At 50.4% G+C, this 12,761-nt stretch carries 3 protein-coding genes; all 3 read right to left on the bottom strand.

The features are described 5' to 3' along the window. Positions 1-3,627, bottom strand: a 3,627-nt coding sequence (locus HYR79_04580) for a hypothetical protein (GenBank protein ID MBI1820966.1), incomplete at its 3' end; no start/stop codon positions are given. 266 nt (positions 3,628-3,893) lie between these two features. After that, positions 3,894-5,456 carry a hypothetical protein gene (locus HYR79_04575; protein ID MBI1820965.1) on the bottom strand — a complete coding sequence of 521 codons (1,563 nt, stop codon included), beginning with the start codon at positions 5,454-5,456 and terminating at the stop codon, positions 3,894-3,896. Between the two features lies 1 nt (position 5,457). Next, entirely contained in the window at positions 5,458-12,636 is a 7,179-nt protein-coding gene (locus HYR79_04570; protein ID MBI1820964.1) for an FG-GAP repeat protein, read from the bottom strand. Positions 12,637-12,761 lie beyond the last annotated feature (125 nt).

Below are 12,761 nucleotides of genomic sequence, written 5' to 3'. Positions count from 1 at the left end.
CGTGGTTGTAAAAGCCGAGGTCGTGCTGAAGGTCATTGTCCCGGAGGTCGAAGTCAAATTGACGGTTGCTGTCGAACTGGTCAGGTTTCCTGCGGAATCTTGCGCCTGAACCGTCACTCCCCCCGACGCGACTCCCGCCGTCACCGTCTGCGCGGTGGTCGTGATCATCAATTGGCTTGCCGCTCCCACGGCAATCGTCTCTGTTTGAGTCGCTGAAGTCAGCCCGGTTGAGGCCGCTGTAATCGTTGGGGTCCCCGTCGCAGGGTCTTTGAAATAAAAGGACCCCGATCCCGCGGTCAGGGAGATTGACGCCGTTGTTGTTGTAAAGGCTGATGTCGTACTGAAGGTCATTGTTCCCGAATTGGCGCTCAAATTCACCGTCGCGGTCGAACTCGTCAGGTTGTTATAGCTATCCTGGGCCTGCACCGTCACCGCGCCGGAGGCTGAGCCCGCCGTCACCGTTTGAGCGGTTGAGGTCATCACCAATTGACTTGCCGCCGCGGCCGTAATGGTTTCGGTCTGGCTTCCGGAAGTATAGTTAACATTCGAAATCGTGATGATGGGAGAAGCGGCTTTGGTATCTTGGAAATAAATGGTCGCCTGACCGCTGGCTAATGAAATACTTTTAATCGTCGTTGTAAAAGCCGAAGATGCGCTGAAAAGCATGGTCCCGGAAGAAGATGAGAGATTCACAAGATCCGTAGCGGTACTGATCAGCGCTCCGCCTGAAGTCTGAGCCTGAATGGTAACTGCTGTAGATGAAGCGCCGGCTGAAACTGTTTGGGCCAAACTGGTAATCACCAGCTTATTGGCAGAAGTGACCGTTAACGAAGCTGGCGTGGTATGGGTCAACTGGTTATTCGTCCCACCCGTCCCCTGAATTGTCAAAGTATAGGGATTGGCGGTGGTCGAAGCGGCGGTGGCCACCGTTAAGGTCGAAGTGGCGCCATTCCCTGAGATGGGATTGGGAGAAAAAGTGCAGGTGGCATTCGGTGGACAACCGGTCGGCACGCTTAACGTCACGCTGGAAGCAAAGGCGTTAATCGTGGTCAAGGTGACCGTATAGGTCGTACTGGAACCTTGATTCACGCTTGCGGAAGGAGGTGAAACGCCAAGGCTATAGTCCTGAATCGTTAAATTGGAACTCGGCGTACTCGCCCATCCGGCGCTCGTTACCGTAGCCGTTCCGACACCGGTGCCGCCTGAAACAGCGGTAGCATAGGGGGCCACAATTCCAATCGAACTATTTACGCCGGAGGTCAAACTCCAGGAGGTGACATCGGCATTCCCTATCTGAAAGCCGCCAATAACCACATTGTTTGTGGTTGTACTCCGGACTGCCGATCCCGGATCGGGTCCAAACGTTCCATAGGTTCCATATAATGTGGAATTAATCGTGACCGGATTACGGGCCTCTACGGTGTTTGAACTAAATGGCGTAACCGAGTTGATTTGCGGTGGACCGATCAACTGGCCATTGATGTTTCCTGAAGTCGTAGTGCCATCTCTCCAGACTGTATAAAAATTGGGGCCCCCGCTGGCAATGGCAGGCAGCGATTTGGCCAAGGTTCCCTGGTTTGAAATGAGAACACCTGTCGTCCCATCCAAAACATTTGAGGCCGTTGGAGGGACTGTCGTGGAGACTCGGGCGCCATAAATATCGGGAAGGGTCGCGCTCGTTCTGGCGTCCTGCCAGTCCACCAGATAAATGCCGGTTGTGGTATTAAAGGCAATCGCCGGATTAGTCTGGTCTGATGCCGCCACAGCAGAAATAGCAAAACTGGCGGATATCGTGTTATAAGCTGGAGAGGTGACAAATTCCCCGTAAACATCCGCACTTCCTCCTGTCGCCCCCCTTTGATAGGCCACTAAAAAGTTTGTCCCGTCAAACGCCAATGAAGGATATCGTTCCGCCAGAGTTGAAGTGACAGCGATTCCGAAGGAAGTCCCCACTGTGGGAGTTGTCGTTGGAGTTGTAATGGTGTTTCCGTAAATATTTCCGTTGGTGTCTGCAGTGGAAAAATCCTCCCAAACGGCCAAATAAATATTTTTCCCTGTTGCAAAGCGGATCTTCGGAAGAACGGAAGGGGCTGTTGCGTTACTGGTTACCGTTCCCAATGTCAACTGGCCCCCCCCCGTAATTGCGGTATTCGTTACCGATACAGGATTGCCTCTGACGCTTGTGCCGCCTCGGGCATAGACTACATAAAAATTATTGGTTCCTGCGGTTCCGTCCGTAGCAACATCAGGAAACTGTTCGTTGTTATTTGACGCCTGGATAGCTGTCGGCCCTGCGTTAATGGTAAAAGCCGTAGTATACGAAACGAGTATGCCGTAGATATCATTCGTCGCAGTCGTGCTGATGTAATTCTGGTAAACGATCAAGAATTTATTAAGCCCCAGGTTATAGGCAACCGAAGGATACATCTGATCATTTGCAGCGCTGGCAGCAATGGCAGTAAGCCTGGCCGCTGGAACAACAATCGTTCCATTCGGACTGACGACTGCGCCATAAAGATCTGATGCTCCAGCTCCCCCGCTTGTATTTGTAGGAGCTCCAGCCATCCAGACAACCATATAATTCGTTCCATCAAAGGCAATAGAAGCGCGGGGAGGATCTCCAGTCGCCAGGGCGGCAACAATCAGTTTATTTCCGATGAGAGGATCGAGCGTTACCGGATAAGAGGCATCGGCCATCCACCCGGCAGGGAGGGTCAACGATAAGTCATAGGTTCCTTCGGTTGATCCGGGAACAATTTGGGGGAAGACCTCAGCCATTTTTCCGGACGCGTCTTTGAGAGTTCCTTTTCCATAGGTCGTAATATAATTTCCTTTGGTATCATGAAAATCGATGACACCCCCAAGGCCGTATCGTGGAACCAAGAGAGTGGATACTCTTTCCAATAGCACCAGATCTTTTCCTTCTTCAAGGGAAAGGGGCTTCTGAAATACCCAGCTCTGTTCCAGACCTTTAGAACTCGATTCATAAATCTCCTGAATATTCTGAGCTTTTCGATAAGAAACATGATTTTCTTTCACTTCAGGTTTTACTTTTTCTCTTTCGGACGAATAGAGAATCTGGCCCCCTGATTGGATCCGGACTAATTCCAGCTCCAGGTCTGTTTTGACAGAAGAATCGGCTTTCTGGCGAAAAACAATTTTCGACTCTCCAAAATTGGCCTCGTAATTTTTATCATTTACGATATGACTGAAAGGGGCAATGTCGATCGTGATCGACTCTCCCGGCTTGACCTGATGAATCGCCTTATCGATCGCTTTGGAGAGATCAAAGGGGAGAGCATTGGAGGGGTTCATCACTGTTGAAGGTTTAGATTGAACCGTTGATTGCGGTATCGTTTGAGGCCCAAGCGGAACCGTTTGCGCTTTGGGGAAAATCGTTTGTCCCGATGTGACTGGAGAGAGCGGCTCAGTTCGGGAAGACGCGGAAATCGTTTGGCTGGTTGAGCCGGAGCGGATATGCTTTAAAATTTCGACGGTCTGATAAATAAAATAGAAAGAGAAAAAATAGAGGAAAACTGAAAAGATAAGCGTGGTAAAAAAGAACTGGTCATTGGCGCTCCTATCCAGCGTCAGCGCAGAATGCTTCAATCGATATGTATCGTACATTTTCTCCCTACAAAAGTTCTGATTCGTTCAGAACAAATATTCCTTCCTGGAATCGTTATAAAGGAAAAATCTGTTCTATAAAAAGCAAGATACATGCCATCTAAACGTAAAAATATTGCTTTTTTTCTAAACTTAACCAATTGAAATATAATGATTTACTAAATATTTTGTATGGTTTTTATCTCGTTTAAAGTTAGAAGGTGGAAAATATTTTCCCTTAATCCCTTTTTCTCTTTTTTATAGTAATAAAATGGAAAACCAGTTCCTTAGTCCCCTCTCATAAAATAGGTTGAGAGGTTAATTGAACCCGTGGTCGAGTAGAGAAGATAAACCCTCCCTTCATCATCAATATTCATTGCCGGATTAACCCCTGTCTTGGTCAGTGGAGAATTAGTTAATGCTCCGGAATTTGGCAAGGGGGCTATTTTTTTAAAATAGAGGGATGATATTCCATCCTCCCAGGTAAAGTAAAGGTAATTGAGAAGGTCAACTTTTACTACTGGATGATATCCACCTGGCGTGAGGTTAACAGGAATCGTGAATTTTGAAAAATCGGAAGTGGTAGAATAATAAACCACAGTTGGAGTACCTGAAGACGTTTTTGACCAGGCAAGGTGCGGTTGACCCTTATCATCAAGCGCCATTGAAAAAGTGTCTGACGGGGCAAGGGATTCGGTCTCAACCGGTAGGGCCGAACCAAAGGACTGCCCTACGGCCATTCTCGAATAAAGAATGTTTGGAGGGGAAGTTCCACTATTAAAATCCAACCATGAAACCGAAACGTTCCCTGAATGATCTACAGCAATCTGAGGGGTTATTTGACTTGTTTGAGTCTGTGAAGGTGAAACCTGACTGGGAGGTTTTGGCACAGATCCATCTCCGTTTAGCTCCTTATACGTGATCAGGTTGCTCGTTGCTGATGAACTTGAATAGACCTGCGTCCAGGCAAATTCAAGCTTTCCCAGTGGACTGATGGCTAACGAAGGGTTCTCTTGATCCGAGGGTGAGGGATCCACTTGAAGAGAAATTGCGTTACCAGGTCCCGTTAAAGCAACAGGGGTAAAACAGGTGGGGGGATGAGTGCAACCTGTCGAGCTTGAGTTTGGACCTTTCACTAGATTCACTTGATATGCCCCGTTAGAATTATCATCCCAGGCAATATAAACACCCGGGTCGATACCGGAAGCGTCAACCTTATTGTCGAGCGCAATAACAGGATTTTTCACAGTGTAGTTTGTAATCGTATAATTCAATAAGTCCCCTAAAATGTCATGTGGCGTTGAAAAATTACCGTTCAAATCTCCTTTTTTTGAATACCACAAATGAGTTCCATAAATTCCAGAGGTCATGGCCCACACCACGTAGGTGTTTTGATTAAACACCGCAATATGAAAGGAGGCCGGGCTCCCCTGCTGGGGAAACAGAGTATCGGTGGGTTGAAAAGGAAAAGCAATGGGCACCCCGGTTAAGATATAAAAAGAAACCGCATCATTTTTTGTTGAGTCCGCGACCGACGTCGCACGAACCGTCACCGGATTTTGAGCGGGAATATTCGCAGGGGCGGAGTAGAGCCCTCCGGAAGTAATTGTTCCAAACCCTCCGTCAACGCTCCAGGTCAACCCGGGTTGAGAAACGGGATTTCCTGATGAATCTGTGGCAATCGCTGTCAATTGAACCGAGGTTCCTTTCTGAACCGCTAAAGGCCTGGAAGAAATCACTAATTTTGAAACCGCAGGAGAGGAGCTCTCCCCCCCTCCGCCTCCACAAGCCTCGACCCACAAAAAACAGATTAAAACTATTCTGGAAAATCCCATTTCCTGCATATTCATTTCAAGGCCCGGTGGTCGCCGAAACGGAGCTGGATTGCGCGGATTCATTCCCGGACCGGTCATAAGCCGAAATCGTATAGGTAAAGGTCGTACCCGGACTCAACCCCGCGTCGGCAAAACTGGTCGCGGTCGTAAACATATAAAGAGCGCCGTTACGGTAAATCTTATACCCGGCCACCCGGTCGTTATCGCTTGACGGAACCCAGTTCAGACTGATCTGGTACGGAGCGGCCAATGCCGCAATCAGACCTGCCGGAACGGATGGAGGCGTGGTATCGGGAGGAGTGGAGATCACGATGACAGCGGATTGAGCCGACTCATTTCCCGCCCGGTCAAACGCGCTCACCCGGTAATTATAAGTGGTCTTCGGAACCAGCCCTTTATCAGCGAAAATAGTTGAACTGGCGGTGGTGATCCCGATGGGATTAATCAGGTCACTCCGGTAGACTTTGTATCCGGCGATCCCGCTCCCCGCCCCGCCTCCGCTGGAAAGATCCAAATCTTTAGACGCGGCCCAGCTGACATCTATTTCAGACACCGTAACCGCGATAGCAAAAGGGGCCCCCACCGGGGAACAGGGCGCGGCCAGGTCCGAACAGGGGATTGTCGGTGGATAAACATCCGTCACCGCTGTGACCGGAGCGGACAATGCGGAGACAATCCCGCTGGAATCTTTGGCGGAGAGGGTATAGATATAGGTTTGATTTGCCTGTAATCCGATATCAGAAAAACTATTGGAAAGCGCCGTGCCTGCCGGTATTCCATTCCGATACACACTATAGGAGGCGACGGTCCCGGAGTTGTCTATTGATGGAATCCAGATCAGATTGACCTGGGTTTGATTGGAAGCCACGATCGCCACAATCCCTCTTGGGACTGTGGGCGGCGTCGTATCGGCCAGGGTCGTTCCGCTTGCGATCACACTTGGGCCGGAAAGGTTTCCCGAGGGATCATAGGCCACCAGATAATAGTAGTAAGGGGTGGAGGCAACGAGATTAAAGCTATCGATCCAGGAATTTACCGGGGTCGTACCGATATTGATCCAGCAGGAGGTTCCGATCACACAGGTTGACAAGGTGGTTCTAAAAATCTGGTATCCGGCCACAGAGACATTGTCCGTTGAAGCGGTCCAGGAGAGTCCCAGTTTTGAGTCGCTGATTGACGTGACGACCAGGGTGGTTGGAATCGTAGGAGTGGCCGTATCGGGAGTGGTTGTCGCGCTGAAGGCCGGTGAAGGGAGGGAATTGTTTCCCGCCCCGTCAAACGCAATAATATAAAAATAATAGGTTATATTCGGCTGGAGACCTGTGTTTAAGAAAGAGGTATTCGCGGCCCCCAGTTGAGAACCGACCTGGGCAAAACTGATATTATTGGTCGACTGCCAGATCGTATACCCCGCGACAACCGCGTTATCTGCAGCCTGAGGCCAGCTTAAGCCGATCTGGCTTGCTCCATTTGCCCCTGAAACGGTTGTCGCCAGAAATCCGGTGGTCGTTGGCCAGACCGGTTTGGTCATATCCAGAGTGGTCGCCAATACCGAAGCTGAAGGCAAAGAAAAATTACCGGAACTATCATACGCTTTGATCGTATAGGTATAGGCTGTCCAGGGAAAGAGTCCTGAATCTGAATAACTGGTTGTCAATGAGGTTAGCACGACTGGTCCGGGAGTCCGGGTGATCTGATAGCCTGTGACCGCCACATTGTCTATGGAAGGGGCCCAAGAGAGGTTAACCTGTGTTTCACTGACAGCGGTCGCCTTGAGGTTGGACGGGATGGAGGGAGCTACGGTATCCGCCAGCGTTGCCGTTGTCAGGCTGTTAGACGGCCCCGACCTGTTATTTGAAAGATCGACGGCAAGAACACAGTAACTATAAGTTGTGGCTGGAGAAAGAGCGTTGTCAACATAACTATTTACCGTTGAACTCCCCGCCTGAGCAAATGGCGCTACCGGGGGATTGGCGCAGGTACTGGCTCCGACCGCCCTCCATATCTGATAACTCGCAACGGTTCCCGAATTATCGGTGGATGCGGTCCAGGTTAAACTAACCGAAGTGACACCATCCACCCCGGTCAGGCCAGCCGGATTAGTGGGCGGCGCGATATCCGTAAAAGTGGTATACGGACCGGCGGTCGGAGAAGCAGGTGAAACATTTTCAGCGAGATCGGTCGCTTTCACTTCATAGTAATATGAGGTATTCGCCAAAAGGCCCGTATGAGAAAAGGTCAGTATATTACCCCCTACGACCCCCGCCAGTGTAAAGGTCACATTATTCGTTGAACTATAAATGTAATACTGGAAAATAGAGCCGGTATTATCCGTCGCCGCGGCCCAGGAAAGATTGATCTCTCCCGGGCTGATCACCGACCCGGTTACCGTCGCTGGAGCCGTAGGAGGAGTAATGTCATTGACGGCATAAGCGGTATTCGAAGCGGTCGAAATATTACCGCTGATATCATAGGCTTTGACATAATAAAAATATTTCTGAACGGTCGTCAGACCCAAATCAGCGAAGATGGTCGATGTTACGGCTGATATCTGCGTAAAAGTAACATTGTCTGTTGATCTCCATATCTGATAGCCAGCCACGCCAACGTCATCCGCTGAAGGATACCACCATAAGTCAATTTCGCTGGCGGATATCGTTACCGCATGGAGCCCGGTGGGAGTAGTCGGAGGGATCGTATCTGCCAGAGTGACAGCGCTTGCCACATTGGACGGCAAAGAGACATTCCCCGCGGCGTCATACGTCTTGATATAATAGTAATTAATCGTAGACGGGCTTAAACCGGTGCTGAAAAATGTGGTTCCGGAGACATTGGCAATTTGAATGTAGGTCGTTCCGTTGATAGACCTCCAGACCTGATACCCCGCGACGCCAATGTCATCACTCCCCGGAGACCAGGACAAGTTAATTTGAGAAGGGCTCACCGAAACCGCCGTCAGATTCGTCGGAGAGGTCGGCGGCACCGTATCAGCAAGCGTCGATGCCATAAGGGGCGAAGAGAGCGCTGATTTGTTTCCAGCCAGATCAAACGCGAGAACCTGATAGGTATATTTCGTATCAGGCTGTAAACCGCTATCCGTAAAAATAACGCCGCCTACCGTAGCGACTTTTGCTCCATTCCGGTATATCTCATATCCCGCCACCGCGACATTGTCAGTTGAGGCGGTCCAGGTTAACCCAATCTGGCTGTCCGACGTCAATGCCACCGATAATCCTGCTGGAACAGAAGGAGGCGTCACATCATATTGATTATTTCCAAAAATCAGATAGGCCTGACCGGCGAATTTATTCACAAAAGGATAGGCCTTTAACGCCGGACTGGCGTTATTGGCGCCAATGACGATATCGGTTAACAGATCCCCGTTGATATCTCCGCTCGCGTCAATCGCCACGCCTGAAAAATCTCCGGAATAGGCGCCATTTATCACCGTATCAAAAGTCGTCGCCAGGTTGATCACCGAAGGGAATACCGCCTTCCCAAGGATAACATAGACAGACCCGGCATTGGTCCGGCCGCCAGGGCTGGCGCTTGGAGCTCCTATCAAAAGATCGATATAGCCGTCGCCGTTCAGATCACTGCTGCTTAATACTCTTCCGGATTGATCGTTGCTCCCTGCGCCGTTAATGGTCGCGTTGGCGCTGTTAAGTTCGATTACCGGATTGGTGTAGGCGGCCTGACCCAATACGATATAAGTCGAACCCGAGTTGGCTTTGGCGTAAGGACTGGCCATCCTGGCGCCGATGATGATATCCGCTTTCCCATCCTTATTCAGATCTCCAAGAGTGACCGAGGACCCGGCCTGATCGCCTGTATTGATTCCGTTAAAGGTCAGATCAGCATTCTGGATGTTCATCGGGGTCGCGGCGGAAGGCCAAATTTTTCGGCCATAAAAGAGAAACGCTCCCCCGGCCTGAACCCGTGCCGATCCTGTTTTGCTGAACGGAGTATACCCCTGGACTCCTGCGATCAGATCGTTCATTCCATCGCCGTTCACATCTCCGCTGATCGATATCGCGCTCGATAATCCGCTGGTCTGAAACCCGCCAATAATCACATCAGCTCCTCCGGTAGTCGTGCTTAAATCAATTAAACCGGGGAGAGTCCCTTTGCCGAAAATGATGTAAATCTGCCCGCTCTGATTGACACCTGTTGAGCCAATCTTGGGCGCGCTGATCACCAGATCGGGGAAGAAATCTCCATTGATATCCCCTGCCGTGGTTACCGCATCTCCGATGTTATCATACGGATTGGCCCCGCTGATGGTCACATTCGGGGCCTCGGAATAGAGGTCAATAATCCCGGCCGGATAATCTTTATAAAAATTAGCCCTTCCATTAATCACATAAACCTGGCCCGCCTGAATTCGTGTTGTCGTTTTTAAAACAGGGCTTGCGCTCGGCGCCCCAATCACAATATCGGCAAAACCATCTCCATTCAGATCTCCAGATATTGAAACGGAATGACCCATCAAATCATTCGCATTGGCTCCATAAATTGTCAGGTCTGCCTGATCTAATGTTGTCGGAGAAGGCCAACCGGCCAGCCTTCCGAAGAAAATATAGCAGGCCCCCGCGTTGGTTCTCCCGGAGGGATAGGCAGAATTCGCCGGCGCCGTGACATGATCGGCACAGATGATTAAATCTTTAATGCCATCCCCACTGATATCCCCTCCGTTGGCAACGGCGGTTCCGGCAAAATCGGAAGAGTTGACTCCGTTGAACATCGTGACAGGACTTGTTAAGAGCTCAATATCGGGCTGGCCGTAAAAAGGAATCGTATACGTGTTAAAGGTCTGATCCAAACCTTGCGAAGTTCCGCCATTGTTGGAAGCGACAATCCTGAAATGGTATATCGAATAGGAAGAGAGACCCATAAGGTTAACTGACACAAAGTTATCAAAATTCCCTGAAATGGGAATAATGTTCGTTGCATTCCCATAAGTCAGGGTAAGGCCATACTCAAACCAGGCGCTGCCGGGGACTCCATTGGGATTTGCGGTTCCATTCAGGGTCACACTTGTCGTTGTTCTGTTTGAAGGGATTCCGGTTACGACCACAGGTGGATTAGCCAGAGTGATGAATGAATAATCCCCTCCATAAACGGTTCCCAGACTGTTTTTCGCGGTCAGGCGAAAATGATAGGTTGTTCCCAAAGTCAGCCCTGAGATTGTCGTGGATAAAGAGGTCTGGGGCGAACCCGAAGTCAGGGAAAAAGCCGGGGTGGAACTTCCATATGCCGTGGTAATCCCGTAATCAAACCAGGCTGTTGTGGCCTGTCCATTGGGGTTCACGGTTCCATTTAACGTGGCGCCGGTTTGGGTGATTCCCGTTGTTGGAGAAGTCTGCACCACCGGGAGAGAAGCGATGTTCAGGGTTACCGGAATGGCATGGGTCTCCCCTCCTCCGATTCCTGTGACCTGCAGGGCGTAAGTCCCCGGCGCCGCGGAGAGCGAAACCGATACGGTCAGGATTGAAGAGGCCCCCGATGTTGTCGGAGTCACCGGATTGGCGCTAAAGGCCCCCCCTGCCCCCGAGGGCAAACCGGTGACACTGAGCGTTATGGGAGAAGCAAAACTATTGACACTGGTTAAGGTCAGGGTAAAGCTGGCGTTGCTTCCCACCCCGGCCGTTTGAGACGCGGGAGTCGAGGCAAGGGTGAAATCCTGGACAGCAAGACTCACCGTATTGCTTCCCAGGGTTCCGGAGACGACCTGGAGAGGTCCTGAAGTGCTGTTTACGGGGAGCGTAAAGAAAACCGAGGTATTAGCCCACTGGGAAACGTTGGAATCGGGAACTTTGACTCCGCTGATGGAGAGATAATCGGTTGACGTGGATCTTGACCCGGCGGGAAGATCTCCAAAATAGTTTCCGGAAACGGTCATTAAAGTTCCGGCCGTTAAATTAGTGGTCGGCGCGACCGTGCTTATGGCCGGTGGAGGGCCGTCCGCATTTTGTCCCCAGATATCACTGCCCGTCGGAGGGTTTCTAAAATCAGTCCAGACGGTAAAAAAATTCGATCCGTCATTCCCTGTCACAGGGTTTTGTTTTTGAAAGGTGGTGTTGGTCATGATGGCAAGACCGCCCGTTTCATTGACGGCTCCCGCTTTTGAAATTCTCGCTCCGTAGATATCTGCGTTGGTCGTGCTGTTGCGGTAATCCTGCCAGGATGCGAAATAAAGATTGGCCCCCGCGCTGAACGTCAGTTTTGGGGTCAATTGATCGTTGACAGCGGATGAAACAGGGAAAGAGGCTCCGGACAGGGCAAGAGCAGGAGTCACCAGTTGACCGAAAACATCTCTGCTTCCCGGACTCCCTTTGTCATAGACCACCAGAAAATTGGTTCCGTCAAAGGCAACGGAAGGATGCCGTTCAGGCGTTGACGCGGTCACGGCCATCCCTAACCCAGCCCCGGCCGTCCCGGTAGTGGTAATCGTATTGGCGTAAATGTTTCCCGACGGGTCTGCCCCAAAATCTTCCCAGGCGACCAGATATTGGGCTATCGTTGAGTTGCTAAAGCTGATTTGCGGAAGAACAGAAGGAGGAGTGGATGAAGTCACCGTGCCTAACGTAACCGGGGCTCCCGCCACGCCCGATTTTGAAACGGAGACCGCTTTGACCGCCGTCCCAATATCGACATAGGTCACATAAAAGCCGGTAGAGCCGTCATAGGCCACGGAAGGGTATTGCTGGTTCCCCGCTCCCCCGGCAATCAGAAATGGAGTGCCGACGGTCGTATTGGGCGTTGAGGTGGTACTGTAGGAGACAAAGGCCCCGGAAATATCAAAATCGGTTCCGTTAAACGTTTGATAGACGATTAAAAACTGGTTTGAAGCATAGCTTGAAACTGCAGGGTAGTTTTGGTCATTCGTACCCGCATTGACAGGAAATGGAGGAATGACCGTTGTTCCGCCGGGAGTGAAGACTCCGGCGTAAATATCGCTGGAAAAGGAGGCGCCGGTAGAAGTTTGCCAGACGGCCAGATAATTGGCGCCATCAAAACTGATCGAAGCGTTATCATCAGCTCCAGTCAGGTTATCGATCTGGACACCGCTCCCGATCAGGGAGGCATGGGCGGAGAGAGAGACGCCGGTTAAACTAAGCCAAAAAATGAGAAGGCTTCGTGCCCCCCATCTCCACTGTCCATGCAGTAGAGTTTTTATTTTGCTTTTTTTCATTAAAACCGATGATTTTTATGTCGTTTGACGGCCTGGCAAACAAAACCAACGGAGATTAATGCACTATTTATGCCATAGAAGCAATAAAATAAGGTTTAAAGTATCGGGGTATCCATTTATAACTA

The organism is Nitrospirota bacterium (assembly GCA_016178585.1).
GTDB lineage: Bacteria > Nitrospirota > Nitrospiria > JACQBW01 > JACQBW01 > JACOTA01.
The sequence above is the reverse complement of the archived record's forward strand: the minus strand, read 5'-3'. Positions and strand labels throughout refer to the sequence as shown.